Raw genomic sequence first — 17,836 nt, 5'->3', positions numbered from 1 at the left:
GCCTATATGTCACGTTGCTCTGATTGTCTGTGTTGTTGCTACAAGCGTTCAATCGGTGCTCTTGCGAGCCGATAATCGTATTTTGACTGTTTCCAGTCGAACCATTCATTTCAAACGCCTTGGGCGTTATATGGTCAAGCCTCACGAGCCATTAGTACAGGTTAGCTCAACGCCTTACAACGCTTACACACCCTGCCTATCAACGTCCTGGTCTCGGACGGCTCTTCAGGGGGCTCAAGGCCCCGGTGAGATCTCATCTTGAAGGGGGCTTCCCGCTTAGATGCTTTCAGCGGTTATCCCGTCCGAACGTAGCTACCCGGCAATGCCACTGGCGTGACAACCGGAACACCAGAGGTTCGTTCACTCCGGTCCTCTCGTACTAGGAGCAACTCTTCTCAAATCTCAAACGCCCACGGCAGATAGGGACCGAACTGTCTCACGACGTTCTAAACCCAGCTCGCGTACCACTTTAAATGGCGAACAGCCATACCCTTGGGACCGGCTTCAGCCCCAGGATGTGATGAGCCGACATCGAGGTGCCAAACACCGCCGTCGATGTGAACTCTTGGGCGGTATCAGCCTGTTATCCCCGGAGTACCTTTTATCCGTTGAGCGATGGCCCTTCCATACAGAACCACCGGATCACTAGAACCTGCTTTCGCACCTGCTCGACGTGTCTGTCTCGCAGTCAAGCACCCTTCTACTCTTGCGCTCATTGGCTGATTTCCGACCAGCCTGAGGGTACCTTCGTGCTCCTCCGTTACGCTTTGGGAGGAGACCGCCCCAGTCAAACTACCCACCACACAATGTCCTCGATCCGGGTAACGGATCTGAGTTAGAACCTCAACAGTACCAGGCTGGTATTTCAAGGTTGGCTCCACCGGAACTGGCGTCCCGGTTTCAAAGCCTCCCAGCTATCCTACACAAGTAATGTCAAAGTCCACTGTGAAGCTATAGTAAAGGTTCACGGGGTCTTTCCGTCTAGCCGCGGGGACGCTGCATCTTCACAGCGAGTTCAATTTCACTGAGTCTCGGGTGGAGACAGTGTGGCCATCGTTACGCCATTCGTGCAGGTCGGAACTTACCCGACAAGGAATTTCGCTACCTTAGGACCGTTATAGTTACGGCCGCCGTTTACCGGGGCTTCGATCAAGAGCTTCGCGTGAGCTAACCCCATCAATTAACCTTCCGGCACCGGGCAGGCGTCACACCCTATACGTCCACTTTCGTGTTTGCAGAGTGCTGTGTTTTTAATAAACAGTCGCAGCCACCTGGTATCTTCGACCGACATCAGCTTAGGAAGTAAATTCCATCACCGACATCGGCGTGCCTTCTCCCGAAGTTACGGCACCATTTTGCCTAGTTCCTTCACCCGAGTTCTCTCAAGCGCCTTGGTATTCTCAACCTGACCACCTGTGTCGGTTTGGGGTACGGTCGCCTGTAACCTGAAGCTTAGAAGCTTTTCCTGGAAGCATGGCATCAACCACTTCGTCTCACATGGAGACTCGTCATCAGGTCTCAGCCTTAAGGGAGAGCGGATTTTCCTACTCTCCCAGCCTACACCCTTAAACGCGGACAACCATCGCCGCGCTGGCCTAGCCTTCTCCGTCCCTTCGTCGCAGTTACAGCCGGTACAGGAATATTAACCTGTTTCCCATCGACTACGCATTTCTGCCTCGCCTTAGGGGCCGACTCACCCTACCCTGATTAGCATTGGATAGGAAACCTTGGTCTTCCGGCGAGGGGGTTTTTCACCCCCTTTATCGTTACTTATGTCAGCATTCGCACTTCTGATACCTCCACCATGGTTTACACCTTTGGCTTCAACGGCTTACAGAACGCTCCTCTACCATGCCCTAAGGCATCCGCAGCTTCGGTGTCTGGTTTGAGCCCCGTTATATCTTCCGCGCAGGCCGACTCGACTAGTGAGCTATTACGCTTTCTTTAAAGGGTGGCTGCTTCTAAGCCAACCTCCTAGCTGTCTGAGCCTTCCCACATCGTTTCCCACTTAACCAGAACTTTGGGACCTTAGCTGGCGGTCTGGGTTGTTTCCCTTTCCACGACGGACGTTAGCACCCGCCGTGTGTCTCCCATGATTGCACTCTTGGGTATTCGGAGTTTGCATCGGGTTGGTAAGTCGGGATGACCCCCTAGCCGAAACAGTGCTCTACCCCCCAAGGTGAGACATGAGGCGCTACCTAAATAGCTTTCGAGGAGAACCAGCTATCTCCGGGCTTGATTAGCCTTTCACTCCGATCCACAGGTCATCCGCTAACTTTTCAACGGTAGTCGGTTCGGTCCTCCAGTTGATGTTACTCAACCTTCAACCTGCCCATGGATAGATCGCCCGGTTTCGGGTCTACTCCCAGCGACTGATCGCCCTATTAAGACTCGGTTTCCCTACGCCTCCCCTAAACGGTTAAGCTTGCCACTGAAAGTAAGTCGCTGACCCATTATACAAAAGGTACGCAGTCACCGTCCGAAAACGGCTCCCACTGCTTGTACGTACACGGTTTCAGGGTCTATTTCACTCCCCTCACAGGGGTTCTTTTCGCCTTTCCCTCACGGTACTGGTTCACTATCGGTCAGTCAGGAGTATTTAGCCTTGGAGGATGGTCCCCCCATATTCAGACAGGATAACACGTGTCCCGTCCTACTCGATTTCACTGCATATAGGTTTTCGCATACGGGGCTATCACCCACTATGGCCGCACTTTCCAGAGCGTTCTGCTAACCACAACACAGCTTAAGGGCTGGTCCCCGTTCGCTCGCCGCTACTAAGGGAATCTCGGTTGATTTCTTTTCCTCCGGGTACTTAGATGTTTCAGTTCCCCGGGTTCGCCTCTCAAAGCCTATGTATTCAGCTAAGAGATACCCGCAAGCGGGTGGGTTTCCCCATTCGGAAATGTTCGGATCAAAGCTTGTTTACCAGCTCCCCGAACCTTATCGCAGGTTACTACGTCCTTCATCGCCTCTGACTGCCAAGGCATCCACCGTGCACGCTTATTCACTTGACCATATAACCCGAAGGCGTCTGTTCAAATGAATGGTTCGTAACGATTATCGCCGATTGGCGCTTGTATCAAACAATACAAGACAATCTTTCAGATCCAATTTGTTAAAGAGCGTTTAAAGCATGATGCTTTAAAATATAGACTCGGTATTGATGCAAGGGACAGACTGTCCAGTGATGGATACCTGAGCGTATGTTTTAAAACTCATTCAATCACCATTCCAGGCAAGGAATGGTGGAGCTATGCGGGATCGAACCGCAGACCTCCTGCGTGCAAAGCAGGCGCTCTCCCAGCTGAGCTATAGCCCCAACGAGATATTCCAAACAGCCGGGACCGAATGGAAAATTGGTAGGCCTGAGTGGATTTGAACCACCGACCTCACCCTTATCAGGGGTGCGCTCTAACCAACTGAGCTACAAGCCTACTGTGCGAGCTACCGATTCAGATCGACAGCTCTACGCTCTCTCTAACGTTATGATCAGGTAATATGTGTGAACGCTTGCCAGAATTTCGCAATCGTTTAAGGAGGTGATCCAGCCCCAGGTTCCCCTAGGGCTACCTTGTTACGACTTCACCCCAGTCATGAATCACACCGTGGTAACCGTCCTCCCGAAGGTTAGACTAGCTACTTCTGGTGCAACCCACTCCCATGGTGTGACGGGCGGTGTGTACAAGGCCCGGGAACGTATTCACCGTGACATTCTGATTCACGATTACTAGCGATTCCGACTTCACGCAGTCGAGTTGCAGACTGCGATCCGGACTACGACCGGTTTTGTGAGATTAGCTTGCTCTCGCGAGTTTGCAGCCCTCTGTACCGGCCATTGTAGCACGTGTGTAGCCCTACTCGTAAGGGCCATGATGACTTGACGTCATCCCCACCTTCCTCCGGTTTGTCACCGGCAGTCTCCTTAGAGTTCCCGACATTACTCGCTGGCAAATAAGGATAAGGGTTGCGCTCGTTACGGGACTTAACCCAACATTTCACAACACGAGCTGACGACAGCCATGCAGCACCTGTCTCAGAGTTCCCGAAGGCACCAATCCATCTCTGGAAAGTTCTCTGGATGTCAAGAGTAGGTAAGGTTCTTCGCGTTGCTTCGAATTAAACCACATGCTCCACCGCTTGTGCGGGCCCCCGTCAATTCATTTGAGTTTTAACCTTGCGGCCGTACTCCCCAGGCGGTCAACTTATCGCGTTAGCTTCGCCACTAAAGGATCAAGTCCCCCAACGGCTAGTTGACATCGTTTACGGCGTGGACTACCAGGGTATCTAATCCTGTTTGCTACCCACGCTTTCGCACCTCAGTGTCAGTATCGGTCCAGGTAGTCGCCTTCGCCACTGGTGTTCCTTCCGATCTCTACGCATTTCACCGCTACACCGGAAATTCCACTACCCTCTACCGTACTCTAGCTCAGCAGTATCAGGTGCAGTTCCCAGGTTGAGCCCGGGGCTTTCACATCTGACTGACTGAACCACCTACGCGCGCTTTACGCCCAGTAATTCTGATTAACGCTCGGACCCTCCGTATTACCGCGGCTGCTGGCACGGAGTTAGCCGGTCCTTCTTCTGCTGTTAACGTCACAGCAAGCGGGTATTAACCACTCACCTTTCCTCACAGCTGAAAGTGCTTTACAACCCGAAGGCCTTCTTCACACACGCGGCATGGCTGGATCAGGGTTGCCCCCATTGTCCAATATTCCCCACTGCTGCCTCCCGTAGGAGTCTGGGCCGTGTCTCAGTCCCAGTGTGGCTGGTCATCCTCTCAGACCAGCTACGGATCATCGCCTTGGTGAGCCTTTACCTCACCAACAAGCTAATCCGACGCGGGCTCATCTGATAGCGTGAGGTCCGAAGATCCCCCACTTTCCCCCGAAGGGCGTATGCGGTATTAGCAGTCGTTTCCGACTGTTGTCCCCCACTACCAGGTAGATTCCCACGCGTTACTCACCCGTCCGCCGCTCGTCACCCAAGAAGCAAGCTTCTCTGTGCTACCGCTCGACTTGCATGTGTTAGGCCTGCCGCCAGCGTTCAATCTGAGCCATGATCAAACTCTTCAGTTTAAAATCTTGTGAACTCAAAGCTGCAAGCAGCTTTTCGTTCGGCTCAAGGTATTACACAACGCTAAATGAATATTCAGTTAGGTTGCTTGCCTTGATTAAGCTTTGTGTGCTCAATCCTGACAAGCGCCCACACATATTACCTGATCAATTTGTTAAAGAGCGGGCTTGGCCAACCGCACCGTTCGGTGCAACCTGTTGTCTCAAGCGAGGCGCGTATTCTACCGCAATACGTTTCAGTGTCAACCGTTTTTTTCGTTTTCTGTTTCAGTGCTGAGCACTCAAACAACGATTCGGCAGTCACTCAAGAAGCGCAATGATGAACCAAAAAAACCACTTAATTCAACATCTTACCACTTGCTCAATCGATCGCCCTGAACCGTTTCCGGTGGGGCGTCTCAAGCGAGGAGGCGAATTCTACAGACACCACCGAGGGAGTCAACACCTGCGTGTAAAAAAGTTTCAGAAAGATGAAAACCGGCATTGCCCCTCCCCAAAACAACAACAGGCGCCAGAGCGCCTGTTGTTGTTTTGGGTGTAATAACACTACTTATTAGGATCAGCCGCGGAGTCACTTTCATCCTCAGCTTCATCCGGCTTCCGAACCAGTATGGTTCCAAGCAGTATGCCAAGTTCAAACAGCAACCACATTGGAACAGCCAGCAGGCTCTGGGAAATTATATCGGGCGGAGTCAGCAGCATGCCAAGAACAAAACAGCCGACGACGACATAGGCACGCTTCTCTTTTAGGCTTTTGACCGTCACAGCACCAGACCATAACAGCAACAGGGTAGCCACGGGTATTTCAAAGACGATGCCGAAAGCAAAAAACAGTTTGAGGACAAAATTGAGATAACTGCTTATATCGGTCATTACCGCAATATTTTCAGGCCCTACACTGGTAAAGAAACCGAAGATGATCGGAAACACCACATAGTACGCAAATGCGATACCCATATAGAACAGCAGGATGCTCGAAATCAGCAATGGAATGGCTAGACGCTTTTCATGCTTGTACAAGCCAGGCGCAATGAAGCTCCAGGCCTGATGCAAAAGGAAGGGCATGGCAATGAAAGCTGATGCCACAAGTGTCAGCTTGAATGGCGCAAAGAAAGGAGAGGTCACATCCGTTGCGATCATGCTTGTGCCTTGCGGCAGCAAGGCTGTCAATGGCGCGGAAATCCACGTGTAGAGGTCGTTGGCAAAGTAGAACAGACCGAGAAAAATCACCAGTATCGCCAGGACGCTGTAAAGCAGTCGTTGACGAAGCTCCACCAGATGGGCAATCAATGGTTGTTCCTGATCAGAGTGATCCACGCTCATGGTGTCTCTTTCTTGTCACTGGTTTTACTTTCATCTGTATTAATACCGGCCTCGCCTGAACCTTTGGCGTTATCGGCTGTGCCGGTTTCAAAAGGCGAGTCTGAAAATGGTTGGCTCATCTCCCGCAGCTCTCGCTCGAGCTGCTCTTTTTCGATCGCAGTTGTCCGCTTCAGCTCTTCCATTCTGAGCTCTTCCCTGATCTCACTCTGGATGGAGCCAACGGTACGTCGCAGACGCCCCAGCCACAGGCCGCAGGTGCGTGCGGCCATCGGCAGACGCTGAGGACCCAGCACCAGCAGCGCAACAACACCTATGACCAGAAGTTCAAAGAAACCGATATCAAACATCTGCCGGCAGCTTACTTGTCTGACTTGCTGTCGGATTTGGTCTCAGTCTTTTCAGACTCTTTGAACTGAGCATCCTGCTCGGCCGAGATCTTTTTCTGCTCGGCTTCACTGTCGCTCTTGCCTGAATCATCCTCATTCACGGCCTTCTTAAAGCTTTTCAGGGCTCCACCCAGATCACCACCGATATTGCGCAGTTTTTTGGTGCCAAACAGCAGAATGATGATTACCAGAACGATCAACAGCTGCCAAATACTGATTCCACCGAGCATATTGCCTCCCGCGGTTGTAAAGATTCACTGTAGTGAATATATCAGTCATATCTTATAGCACCGTTACAGCCCGCAGCTGAAACGGTTTTAATGTTTATTGTTTGCCTCGCGAGGCCTTCTCTTCCAGACCTGAAAGATCAAAACGACGTGCCAACTCCTGCAGTACAGCCGTATGACTCTCTCCCAGATGTGACAGCATCACCAGTGTATGGAACCAGAGGTCTGCGGTTTCATAGATCAGATCGGTATTGTCACCGCTGAGGCCGGCATCCTTGGCAGCCAGTATCGTTTCGACACTTTCTTCACCGACTTTTTCCAGAATTTTGTTGAGTCCCTTGGCATGCAGAGATGCCACATAGGAAGTTTCGGCATCCGCCTGCTTACGAGCCTCAAGCACCTGTTGTAGTTGATCAAGCACATCACTCATCATGCGAGCCTTTGCTGGTATAGATTTGATTCGGATCCTTGCGTACGGCATCAATGGTTTCCCATTCTGTGCCATTGCGCAGTACACGATAGAAGCAGCTCTCACGACCGGTATGACAGGCGATGTCGCCCAACTGTTCAACACTGAGCAGAATCACGTCCCCGTCACAGTCCAGTCTAAGTTCATGCAGTTTCTGCACATGCCCGGACTCTTCACCCTTGCGCCAAAGCCTGTTGCGCGAGCGCGACCAATAGATGGCTCGCTGTTCGGACACCGTCAACTGCAGCGCCTCTTCATTCATCCAGGCCACCATCAGGATGCGCCCGGTTCTGAAGTCCTGGGCGATGGCCGGGATCAGGCCCTTTTCGTCCCACTTGATCTGCTCAAGCCAGTCTGCAGACATGATGCCTCTCTGTACTGTTCCGATTGAATTGGAAGCGTCGAAGCATAACTGATCGTGACGACCTGAACCAGCAGCCTCAGGCTCGCCAGATCAGCAGCCAGCCGCAGCCAGCCGCTAACAGCGCATACCAAGGCAAATCCTGTACGCTTTGTTGCAATGCTGGCAGTGCAGTCACAGTCGCGACAGCCAGCAGGGTTATGCCCGTCAGCAGATAACGTCTTTTACGTTGTTCATCCCGTACCCGCTGTTGCTGAAGCTTGAGTTGCAGCCCCTCATTGTTCTCGGAACCAAGTTTGAGTTGTTGCAGGCTGTCGTACACCAGCTGGGGTAAATGGGGCATTTTTTCCAACCATTCCGGTGCCTGTTGCTTGATGCTTTGATAGGCTGCCTTAACGCCCATCCGCTGCTGCATCCAGTTTTCCAGAAACGGTTTGGCGGTCTGCCAAAGGTCGAGGTCAGGGTAGAGCTGGCGCCCCAGCCCTTCAATATTAAGCAGGGTCTTCTGCAACAATACCAGCTGCGGCTGAACCTCCATATTGAAGCGACGCGCGGTCTGAAACAGCCCCAGCAGCACCATACCAAAAGAGATATCCTTCAGCGGCTTCTCAAAAATCGGCTCACAAACGCTGCGGATCGCTGTCTCGAACGCATGGACGTTAGTATCTCTCGGCACCCAGCCTGAGTCGATGTGCAACTGCGCAACCTGCCGATAATCGCGCTTAAAGAAAGCGAGAATATTACGTGCCAGATAGTTTTGATCCTCGGCATTGAGTGAGCCGATGATGCCAAAGTCCACAGCAATATATTGTGGATTGGCCGGATTATCCCGTGATACGAAAATATTGCCCGGGTGCATGTCGGCATGGAAAAAGCTGTCACGGAACACTTGCGTAAAAAAGATTTCCACGCCACGCTCTGCCAGCAGTTTCATGTCAGTCCCCTGCGCCCGCAGCTGTGCCACATCAGCAACAGGGACTCCCTGTATACGCTCCATCACCAGAACTTGCTGACGGGTGTAATCCCAGAATATTTCGGGCACATACAGGATGTCAGAGTCATCAAAGTTGCGTCTCAGCTGCGACCCGTTGGCTGCTTCCTTGCGCAAATCCAGTTCGTCGAAAATGGTCTGTTCATACTCATGCACCACCTCGACAGGGCGCAGCCGGCGCCCTTCAGACCAGATCGCCTGCATCAACCGCGCCAGCAGATACAGCAGCGCCACATCTTGACGGATAACGCTGCTGATACCGGGGCGTATCACCTTGACTACAACCGCCTTGCCATCATTCAGTGTCGCCGCATGTACCTGCGCCACCGAGGCAGATGCCATTGGCTCTACACTGAATGATGAGAAAATCTCCGTAACAGGTCGCTTCAATTCACGCTCGATTATCTTCTGCGCCAACTGACCGGAGAAAGGCGGTACCCGGTCCTGTAGTTTTGAGAGTTCCTGTGCGATGTCATCCGGTAGCAGATCTCGACGCGTAGACAGCATCTGACCAAACTTGATGAACACCGGCCCCAATGCCTCAAGCGCCAGGCGCAAACGTTCCGCCTGCGGGTGGCGTGCAGGAATAAGGTAGCGGGATGGGAGTAGCCAGAACAGAGCCCTCACATACCAGGGCAACAGTGGCTGATTGAAAAACGTGTCGAGACGATAGTAAGAGAAGATCCAGGCGATCTTCAATGAGCGCAATACGGTCCGCACAGCTCAGGATATCCCGTGGTTGACGAAAAGCTCCATTCTACCCTGTCGTGGCCAGCTGTGTCTGGTTTCGGCCCTGCTGCTTGGCTCGATAAAGTGCCTGGTCCGCACGTGTAAACAGATTTTCTGCGTCATCTTCGGAGGCAACTTCGGCGACACCAAAGGAGATACTGACCTCAACCCGCTCACCCTTGAAGTTGAAGGGGCTGTCGGCAATGGCCTGACGCAACTTTTCGGTGGCACGGTAGGCCTCATCGGCACTGGTTGAGGGAAACAGAATAACAAACTCTTCACCGCCAAAACGGGCAATAAAATCAGTGCTGCGCAGATTATGCATCAACACCTTGGTTACAAGGCGCAACACTCTGTCACCAGCAAGGTGCCCCAAATCATCATTGATTCTCTTGAAAAAATCGATATCTCCGACAGCAAGGGAAAACCGTGTTTGATAGCGTCGCCAGCGATCCATCTCCGATTCCAGATGCTGCTCATAGGCGGTTCTGTTCGGCAGACCGGTCAGGGGATCCGTGCGCGCACGCAGTTGCTCCTCTTTCATCCTTGCCTTGACCTTGCAGGTCTCGACTTCCATCTGCTCCACCTTGTGCAGCAGGTCATCATAACGCCGGTTCAGACGGTCTTCGCGCGTCTGCTCCTGCTGTCGGTAGCTGTCCATGGTACGCACGATAGAGGCCAACTGCCGGGCAACACTCTGCTTCAGCAGGTTGAGGTCCTCGGACTCTTTCACCGTAAGATGAATATTGCGTACATCACGACGCACCGTCGAGTCCAGCTGATGATGCGCCTGCACCGCCTGCGCCTCATCATTTCGACTTTCTTCCAGAAACTGTTGTACATACGAAAGCTGGGAGTTCAACGTCAGCAGGTAATTTTCAAAATCTTCCTGAGTGTTTCCTCCTGCAAGACGTACCAGTTCAACCACTGTGGACAGCATCTCCGGCAGCTGCTCCAGTTCCAGCCCTTCCTCAAGCTGACATACCAGGCTCCGAGCACGTTCAACACCCTCTGCCGGCACCTGCAATGCTTCAAGCAACTGCAGCAGCTCCGATGCGACACTGGCACGGAGCATATCAATATCCTGGCCCACATCAGCGTTCAGTTCAAAATCATTTTCAGGGGAACCAGAGGTTGCGTTACTCACCAGCATGCCATTTTGCAGCTCGACCAGGTCCATCAGCAAATCAGATAGCTTGTACAGACGCTCGACTGCATCAGGGATACGGTTTTCAACGTTGGCCAGAAGATTATCGACAGAAGGAACCTTATTGACCCGACGCAGCTGCTGGCTCCAGCGGCGCAGCACCTTGGCAAGGCTGTCGGAGACTCCGTGCCGATCCTGATCCAGTTGCTTGACGCTTTTACGGACCTGACGTGACAACGATGCCACACGTTCGGTATTCTGTGACTTCAGTGAAGCCAGAAGGGAAGCAAGTTCGCTGTCAAGTTCAGACCCATTGCCCTGCAGGCCCAGTGCCATGTGCTCGACCAGTGCAGTAAGCTCACTTTTGATACGGGCATCAGACTGCTGCTGCCGCTCAACTTCGAGCGTCAACTCCGTATATTTGCGCTTCCAGTTTTCCTGGTCAGACACTCACTTTCCTCACCACAAGACAATCTACGCTTCTGAGCTACAGCATATTACCTTGCGTTTCTGAATGGAAACGAAAAAACCGCCTGCAAAAGGCGGTTTTTGGTGTTGCGGCATGACCTGAATCAGAGTGCCGAGCGTTCGCGCTCAACCAGATAATCCACGACCTCAAGCATTTCCTTGTGCCCCCCGGCTGAAGCAGCACTTACACGGTACTTGCCATTCACAACCATGGCCGGAACACCGGTAATTTCATAGCCACGCAGCTTAGAGTCTCCCTGCTTGAGTTTCATGTTAACGGCAAAGGAGTCATAAAGCTTCGTGAACTCTTCCTTCTCAATACCCAAGGTAGCATAAAACTCAGCCAGCGCTTCCACACTGCTGAAACGCTTGCGCTGAAGGTGGATTGCATCAAACATTGGCTGGTGCGTTTCTTTAACTTTATCGCTCAATTCGGCAACATAATAGGCCCGCGCCAGCGGCTCCCAGCTGCGACCAAACACCACAGGCAGACCAACGAAAGCAACATCATCAGCCTGCTGTTCGCGCCAGTGAGCCAACATAGGTTCAAAGGTGTTGCAGTGAGGACAGGCATACCCGAAAGCCTCAACCACTTCTACCTTATCATCCGCGACCGTTTTGACCGGATGAGACAGAGCGAAATAGTGCTCACCTTCGCGATAGTCCTGAGCCCAGGACAGTGCGGCAAACAAAGACAGCGATGCTGTCAGCAACAGCTTTTTCAACATTTCAATTCTCCCAGAGCTGGCATCTTGTCGGATAGTGACCTCGACAAGCCTGAATAAGTTTCATGCTCAACAAAAAAGGCAGCCTATGCTGCCTTTTTGATCAGACTGGACGCAACACCTGCCGCTTAGTGCAGGCCCTGAACGTACTGGGAAACCGCTTTCATTTCCGCTTCGCTCATCTTGGATGCAATATCGCGCATCATGTTGGCCGGATCGTTGTTACGATCACCGCTGGCAAACTTCTTCAGCGTAGACTCAACATACTGGGCGTGCTGGCCGCTCAGCGACGGGTAAGCCGCAGAGTCAATCCCCTTGCCGTTGGGGCCGTGGCAGGCAGTACAGGCTGCTACGCCCTTATCTGCAACACCGGCGCGCCATATTTTCTGACCCGCTTCAACCTGGTCTGCTGCAGCCTGCCCCAGCTGAACTTTCTTGCTGGCGAAGAACGCCGCAATATCAGCCAAGTCCTGTTCATTGAGGTTATCCAGCATACCGGTCATTTCCGGCACGGAACGTACACCGCTTTTGATTTCGAGCATCTGCTTGAGCAGATATTTTTCACCTTGCCCAGCCAGTTTTGGGAAGTTACCCACGACGCTGTTACCATCGGTGCTGTGACAGGCAGTACATACGGCTGTCTTGCCCTGGCCTGCAGTTGCATCACCTGCCGCATGCGCGACGCCGGTGATACCGATGCTTACCAGTAAGCTGATCAGTAGTTTGTTCATTGACTAACCCAGACTCTTGCTTGACGAAATGTGTTTTAATCTACCGCTGATTTTGCAGTAAAACAGCAGTAAACGGCCAATTTCCACTATTACCCTGACTGGAGACAGACTCGGTTCGCGGGTAAAATTGGCGGCATTATAAACCAATATCCCCACAAACTGGAACGTATATGTTCACTTTGTGGCCACCCGAGTCTTGCGCCATGTCTACGTTTGACCCCGTTATCCATTACAACCTTGCTCATTTCGAGACCAGCGCATCACGTCTCGATCAGTGTCCGCCCGACAGCGGTGCCGAGGTTGCCTTTGCCGGCCGCTCCAATGCCGGCAAGTCCAGCGCGATCAACGCACTGACCGCACAGACCGCGCTGGCACGCACCTCAAAAACCCCAGGACGTACGCAGCTGATCAACTTTTTCAGGCTCAATATTGAAGGTCTTAGACTGGTCGACCTGCCGGGTTACGGCTACGCCAAGGTGCCGGTTGCGATGAAACTTCACTGGCAACGACATCTGGATGCCTACCTGCAGCACCGCGAATGCCTGCAGGGTGTGGTACTGGTGATGGATATTCGCCATCCAATGAAGGAATTCGACGAAATGATGGTGCATTGGTGCTCATCGACCGGTGTCCCCCTGCACGTGCTGCTGACCAAGGAAGACAAACTCAAGCGAGGTCCGGCCAAGAGCACCATGTTGCAGATTCAGAAGCAACTCAAGGAACGGTTGGGCGACAAGGTGAGTGTGCAGACGTTTTCGGCTCTGAAAAAGTCAGGTGTGGACCAGCTGCGCCAGAGGATCAACAATTGGCTGCTGCCGGATCTGAAAGAGATGCAGCCGGATGAGGTGGAGCTGATTCCACCCAAAGCAGACTGACAGCCAAGAAAAACCCCGGCAGACGGAAGGGGAGCACCACTGCCGGGGTCAAGATGTCATGACAGACAGAGCCGCGACTCCACGCTGGCAAGACTGGGATTTCATGCCGCGGCTCAACAGTTAAGACCTTTGATTCGACAAAAGTTCACTTTTGTACAAAAAAAGATCAGTGCGCCTGTTCCCAGTTATCGCCAACACCGGCTTCAACCAGCAGGGGCACCGCCAGTTCGGCGGCGTCTTCCATCAGCGGTTTGACCTGCGCGATAAAGTTATCCACTTCGCTTTCACGCACCTCGAACACCAGTTCATCGTGTACCTGCATAATCATGCGGGCATCCATCTGACCCTGTTCCAGCCAGTTATCCACCGCGATCATAGCGCGTTTGATAATGTCCGCTGCCGTACCCTGCATGGGTGCATTGATCGCGGTACGTTCGGCGGCCTGACGCTTCATCGGATTGCGGTCGTTGATCTCCGGCAGGTAGAGACGGCGACCAAATAGTGTTTCTACATAGCCCTGATCCCGGGCCTGAGCACGAGTTTCATCCATGTAGCGCTGTACGCCGGGATAGGTGGCAAAATAGTGCTCGATATAGGTACCGGCCTCCTTGTTGCCGATTCCCAACTGCCGTGCCAGACCAAAGGCGGACATGCCATAGATCAGGCCGAAGTTGATCGCCTTGGCGCTGCGGCGCTGATCTGCCGTTACCTTGTCCACAGTAATGCCGAACACTTCGGCGGCGGTCGCCTTGTGGATATCTTCGCCGTGTCGGAAGGCGTTGAGCAGCCCCTCGTCACCGGACAGGTGCGCCATGATGCGCAGTTCAATCTGTGAATAGTCCGCCGCAATGATTTTGTAACCCTCGGGTGCAACAAAGGCGTTGCGGATACGACGCCCCTCAAGGGTACGTACCGGGATGTTCTGCAGGTTGGGCTCGGATGAGGACAAGCGTCCGGTCGCCGTCACTGCCTGATGGTAGGAGGTATGGATACGCCCGGTGGCCGGATTGATCATCTGAGGCAGCTTGTCGGTGTAGGTACTCTTGAGCTTGCTTAAGCCTCGCTGTTCAATCAGCAGCTTGGGCAGCGGGTAATCCAACGCCAACTCCTGCAGCACCTCTTCGGCCGTAGACGGCGCACCCTTCGGTGTTTTCTTTTTCACTGGCAGGCCCATCTTGTCGAACAGAATCGCCTGCAGTTGTTTGGTGGAGTTGAGGTTGAACTCTTCGCCCGCCAGCTCGAAAGCGTCTTTCTCTATTTCGCCCAGCCGCTTCTCCAGCTCCTGACTCTGTTCGCCCAGAATCTTGGCATCCACCAGCGCACCACGATATTCCATGCGTGACAGCACCGGGATCAGCGGGCGTTCAATGTCATTGAAGACCTTGAGCAGTTCACCCTCGGCGGCCAGCTGCGGTTGCAGTTTATGATGCAGGCGCAAGGTTATATCGGCATCTTCAGCCGCATAGGGCGCCGCCTGTTCCAGCTCGATCTGGTTAAAGGTCAGCTGTTTTTTGCCCTTGCCGGCGATATCCTCAAAGCTGGTCGTGGTCACGCCCAGATGACGATCCGCCAGCGTATCCATGTCATGACGGCTGGCAGTGGAGTTCAGTACGTAGGACTCCAGCATGGTATCGGCGCCGATGCCCTGCAGCTCGATGCCATAATGGCGCAGCACATTCATGTCGTATTTGATGTGCTGACCGATTTTTTTCAGCTCGGAATCTTCCAGCAGCGGCTTCAGCTGCGCCAGCACAGCCTCGCGATCAAGCTGTGCCGGAGCGCCCATGTAATCGTGCGCCAGCGGTACATAGGCGGCCTTGCCTGGCTCGACCGCGAAAGAGACACCCACCAGCTGAGCTTCCATGTAGTTCAGGCTGGTGGTTTCAGTATCGAAGGCAAACTCACCCGCGGCCTTGAGCATCTCAAGCCAGGCATCGAAGGCTTCCTGCGTCAGGACCGTTTCATATTCGGTTTCGATGGCGTCTTCCAGAGCCACTGGCTCCTCAGCCCCCAACTCTTCGGCATCTCCTGCTTCCAGTTCACGCACCCAGCTCTTAAACTCGAACTGTTTGAACAGCTCCAGCAGCTGCTCCGGCTGAGGTTCAGGCAGGGTGATGTCGTGCAAGTCGATCTGCAGCGGTACATCGGTCTTGATGGTAGCCAACAGATAGGACAGCTCCGCCGCTTCGCGATTCTCCTCCAGCTTTTTCGGCATGGTCTTGGCGCCACGGAAGCCCAGCCCGGGTATTTTATCCAGGTTCTCATAAAGGTCCTGGATGCCGCCGATCCCTTGCAGCAGTGCCAACGCGGTCTTTTCACCCACACCGGGCACACCGGGAATGTTGTCTACCTTATCCCCCTGCAGCGCCAGCAGATCGATCACCAGCTGCGGCGGCACACCAAACTTTTCCTCGACCCCTGCCACATCCATCTTGCTGTCGTTCATGGTATTGATCAGGGTGACATGTTCGTCCACCAGCTGTGCCATATCCTTGTCACCGGTGGAGATAACCACCGCGCGGCCGGATTCGCTGGCCTGACGCGCCAGGGTACCGATCACGTCGTCCGCTTCCACGCCGTCTTCGACGAACAGCGGCAGTCCCATGGCCCGAATGATGGCGTGGATCGGCTCCACCTGAGCGCGCAGGTCATCCGGCATGGGCGGGCGATGTGACTTATACTCAGCATATATCTCGTCGCGAAAGGTTTTGCCCTTGGCATCGAAAATCACGGCGACGGGGCTGCCGGGATAGTCCTTGAGCAGACGTTTAAGCATCGAGGTCACAACTCTGATGGCACCGGTTGGCGTACCGTCCGCTGTACGCAGATCAGCCTGCTGGGAGGCGAAAAATGCTCGATAAAGGTAGGAGGAGCCATCCACCAGAATGACCGGGGCGTGCTGTTCGCTCATGGGAGTATCCATTTAAAACTGTTTCGGGGTTGTCGGCGCCTGCGACAAGGCCCACAATCATAGACAATTCGACCCCGACTAACCAATTGGGAAGCAATGATGCTGAAAAAACTGACGCTGGCGGCAGTATTGGCACTGGCCCCTCTGGCCCAGGCAGAAGTGGTGGATGACCCGGCCCTGACCGAGCCAGAGATAACCATCACCCACGATGGTGAAAGCACCTATTACGAGTACACCATCAACGGCCAGCTGCGCGAAATAAAGGTCGTGCCCAAGGTTGGCAAGCCCTACTATCTGGTGCCGGCTGATGGCTCCAAATTCATTCGTGTAGAGGAGTCGCAGCTGCTGATTCCGAAATGGGTCATCTTCCGCTGGTAACCGACATTGGCCGTATATACCGATATCAGCCGCGCTCAACTTGAAGCCCTGCTGGAAGACTATGCGCTGGGTAGACTGGTCAGCTTCGAAGGCATCGAAGGTGGCATCGAAAACAGCAACTTCTTCGTTACGCTGGACCTTGACGGCCACGAACAGCAGTACGTTCTGACGCTGTTCGAAGAGTTGGCCTTCGACGAGATGCCATTTTTTGTCGAGTTGGGCCAGTGGCTGCATACGCGTCAGGTACCTGTTCCCTATGCGATCAAGGATCGCAACGGTATTGCGCTGAAACAGTTATGCGCCAAACCCGCCTTTTTCCAGCCCCGCTTCCAGGGACATCATGTCAGTCGCGAACAGCTGACAAAGGCACACTGTGCAGAGATCGGCACAGCACTGGCACAGTTCCACCTTGCCGGCGAAGAGTTCTATCTGCGCAGACAGGCTCAGAGAGGCGTGTTCTGGTGGCGACGCGAGAGTCAGGCCATTCGTCACCTGCTCACACCCGAAGATGCCGAGCTGCTGCAGCAGGAAGTAGCCCTGTTCGACCAGTTGCGAGAAAAACCCTTCGGCTTGCCGCTGGGTACCATTCACGGTGACCTGTTCCATGACAACGCTCTGTTCCGTAGCGGCCATCTGGAAGCGATTCTCGATATCTACAACGCGGCAACCGCTTTCCTGCTGTTTGACCTGGCCATTGTCGCCAACGACTGGTGTACCGATGCACAGGGGCAGGCTGATCCGGCACGGGAGCAGGCACTGCTCCAGGCCTATGCCAGTGTGCGCCCGTTTACTGATGAAGAAGTCGCCGCCTGGCCGACACTGGTTCGCACTGCTGCCATGCGGTTTTGGCTGTCGCGGCTAATACCTTGGCTCGGAGTTGAGCAAGCTTCACGCAGTGGCATCAGCACCAAACTGAAAGACCCGGACGAGTTCCGTCGTACCCTGCTGGCACGTATCGAAACACCCGCCTCAATCTGACGGTTCCGGCCCGGATCGGCTGTTGGCTTCAGGCCAAGTCGTCCGGGCTGGTATACTGCAGT

Annotated in this window: 13 protein-coding genes, 2 tRNA genes and 2 rRNA genes; 3 read left to right on the top strand and 14 right to left on the bottom strand. The window is 53.6% G+C overall.

Annotated elements, in window-relative coordinates; genetic code table 11:
• Window positions 1-130: 130 nt before the first annotated feature.
• The 13 genes from ACAM29_RS15080 to ACAM29_RS15020 all read right to left on the bottom strand — a co-directional run bounded on the left by ACAM29_RS15080 (window position 131) and on the right by ACAM29_RS15020 (window position 12,632).
• A 23S ribosomal RNA gene (locus tag ACAM29_RS15080) occupies window positions 131-3,017 on the bottom strand.
• 229 nt (window positions 3,018-3,246) lie between these two features.
• Window positions 3,247-3,322, bottom strand: a tRNA-Ala gene (locus ACAM29_RS15075).
• Window positions 3,323-3,360: 38 nt separating this feature from the next.
• Window positions 3,361-3,437, bottom strand: a tRNA-Ile gene (locus ACAM29_RS15070).
• Between the two features lie 98 nt (window positions 3,438-3,535).
• Window positions 3,536-5,078 (bottom strand): 16S ribosomal RNA (locus tag ACAM29_RS15065).
• The 16S and 23S rRNA genes sit together here with 2 tRNA genes alongside, the layout of an rRNA operon.
• A 543-nt stretch (window positions 5,079-5,621) precedes the next feature.
• On the bottom strand, window positions 5,622-6,398 hold the full coding sequence (gene tatC, locus ACAM29_RS15060) for a twin-arginine translocase subunit TatC (protein ID WP_091827459.1): 777 nt from the start codon (window positions 6,396-6,398) through the stop codon (window positions 5,622-5,624).
• Window positions 6,395-6,745, bottom strand: coding sequence for a Sec-independent protein translocase protein TatB (gene tatB, locus ACAM29_RS15055; protein ID WP_369624606.1), 351 nt, complete (start codon window positions 6,743-6,745; stop codon window positions 6,395-6,397). The genes tatC and tatB overlap by 4 nt, the downstream gene beginning before the upstream one ends.
• An 11-nt stretch (window positions 6,746-6,756) precedes the next feature.
• Window positions 6,757-7,014: a Sec-independent protein translocase subunit TatA gene (tatA, locus tag ACAM29_RS15050; RefSeq protein WP_091827461.1), complete on the bottom strand. Its 258-nt coding sequence runs from the start codon at window positions 7,012-7,014 to the stop codon at window positions 6,757-6,759.
• 94 nt (window positions 7,015-7,108) lie between these two features.
• Window positions 7,109-7,441 carry a phosphoribosyl-ATP diphosphatase gene (locus ACAM29_RS15045; RefSeq protein ID WP_091827462.1) on the bottom strand — a complete coding sequence of 111 codons (333 nt, stop codon included), beginning with the start codon at window positions 7,439-7,441 and terminating at the stop codon, window positions 7,109-7,111.
• Window positions 7,434-7,844 carry a phosphoribosyl-AMP cyclohydrolase gene (gene hisI, locus ACAM29_RS15040; RefSeq protein ID WP_369624605.1) on the bottom strand — a complete coding sequence of 137 codons (411 nt, stop codon included), beginning with the start codon at window positions 7,842-7,844 and terminating at the stop codon, window positions 7,434-7,436. Before hisI ends, ACAM29_RS15045 begins: the two co-directional genes overlap by 8 nt.
• 76 nt (window positions 7,845-7,920) lie before the next feature.
• On the bottom strand, window positions 7,921-9,552 hold the full coding sequence (gene ubiB, locus ACAM29_RS15035) for a ubiquinone biosynthesis regulatory protein kinase UbiB (protein ID WP_369624604.1): 1,632 nt from the start codon (window positions 9,550-9,552) through the stop codon (window positions 7,921-7,923).
• 37 nt (window positions 9,553-9,589) lie between these two features.
• Window positions 9,590-11,158, bottom strand: coding sequence for a GGDEF domain-containing protein (locus ACAM29_RS15030; RefSeq protein ID WP_369624603.1), 1,569 nt, complete (start codon window positions 11,156-11,158; stop codon window positions 9,590-9,592).
• Window positions 11,159-11,280: 122 nt separating this feature from the next.
• Entirely contained in the window at window positions 11,281-11,904 is a 624-nt protein-coding gene (locus ACAM29_RS15025; protein ID WP_091827466.1) for a thiol:disulfide interchange protein DsbA/DsbL, read from the bottom strand.
• A 125-nt stretch (window positions 11,905-12,029) separates the two neighbouring features.
• Window positions 12,030-12,632 carry a cytochrome c gene (locus tag ACAM29_RS15020; RefSeq protein WP_206837934.1) on the bottom strand — a complete coding sequence of 201 codons (603 nt, stop codon included), beginning with the start codon at window positions 12,630-12,632 and terminating at the stop codon, window positions 12,030-12,032.
• A gap of 203 nt (window positions 12,633-12,835) precedes the next feature.
• On the opposite strand from ACAM29_RS15020, the gene yihA reads away from it, so the two are divergent.
• Entirely contained in the window at window positions 12,836-13,507 is a 672-nt protein-coding gene (yihA, locus tag ACAM29_RS15015; protein ID WP_369624602.1) for a ribosome biogenesis GTP-binding protein YihA/YsxC, read from the top strand.
• Window positions 13,508-13,673: 166 nt separating this feature from the next.
• Here the strand turns inward: yihA and polA are convergent, their stop codons facing one another.
• Complete coding sequence (gene polA / locus ACAM29_RS15010; protein WP_369624601.1) at window positions 13,674-16,418, bottom strand: DNA polymerase I; 2,745 nt, start codon at window positions 16,416-16,418, stop codon at window positions 13,674-13,676.
• 99 nt (window positions 16,419-16,517) lie between these two features.
• Between polA and ACAM29_RS15005 the strand changes: the two genes are divergently transcribed.
• On the top strand, window positions 16,518-16,796 hold the full coding sequence (locus ACAM29_RS15005; protein ID WP_369624600.1) for a DUF2782 domain-containing protein: 279 nt from the start codon (window positions 16,518-16,520) through the stop codon (window positions 16,794-16,796).
• A 6-nt stretch (window positions 16,797-16,802) separates the two neighbouring features.
• Window positions 16,803-17,774, top strand: coding sequence for a homoserine kinase (locus ACAM29_RS15000; protein WP_369624599.1), 972 nt, complete (start codon window positions 16,803-16,805; stop codon window positions 17,772-17,774).
• The last annotated feature ends 62 nt before the right edge of the window (window positions 17,775-17,836 follow it).

Origin of the sequence: Marinobacterium sp. BA1 (assembly GCF_041155135.1) — a bacterium.
Classification (GTDB): Bacteria; Pseudomonadota; Gammaproteobacteria; order Pseudomonadales; family Balneatricaceae; genus Marinobacterium; species Marinobacterium iners.
This window is presented reverse-complemented; position numbering and strand designations above follow the sequence as displayed.

Bases quoted from the DNA above. Each gene is read 5' to 3' on its own strand.
- tatC (WP_091827459.1), bottom strand. From the start codon at position 6,398: ATGAGCGTGGATCACTCTGATCAGGAACAACCATTGATTGCCCATCTG.
- tatB (WP_369624606.1), bottom strand. From the start codon at position 6,745: ATGTTTGATATCGGTTTCTTTGAACTTCTGGTCATAGGTGTTGTTGCG.
- tatA (WP_091827461.1), bottom strand. From the start codon at position 7,014: ATGCTCGGTGGAATCAGTATTTGGCAGCTGTTGATCGTTCTGGTAATC.
- ACAM29_RS15045 (WP_091827462.1), bottom strand. From the start codon at position 7,441: ATGAGTGATGTGCTTGATCAACTACAACAGGTGCTTGAGGCTCGTAAG.
- hisI (WP_369624605.1), bottom strand. From the start codon at position 7,844: ATGTCTGCAGACTGGCTTGAGCAGATCAAGTGGGACGAAAAGGGCCTG.
- ACAM29_RS15025 (WP_091827466.1), bottom strand. From the start codon at position 11,904: ATGTTGAAAAAGCTGTTGCTGACAGCATCGCTGTCTTTGTTTGCCGCA.
- ACAM29_RS15020 (WP_206837934.1), bottom strand. From the start codon at position 12,632: ATGAACAAACTACTGATCAGCTTACTGGTAAGCATCGGTATCACCGGC.
- yihA (WP_369624602.1), top strand. From the start codon at position 12,836: ATGTCTACGTTTGACCCCGTTATCCATTACAACCTTGCTCATTTCGAG.
- polA (WP_369624601.1), bottom strand. From the start codon at position 16,418: ATGAGCGAACAGCACGCCCCGGTCATTCTGGTGGATGGCTCCTCCTAC.
- ACAM29_RS15005 (WP_369624600.1), top strand. From the start codon at position 16,518: ATGCTGAAAAAACTGACGCTGGCGGCAGTATTGGCACTGGCCCCTCTG.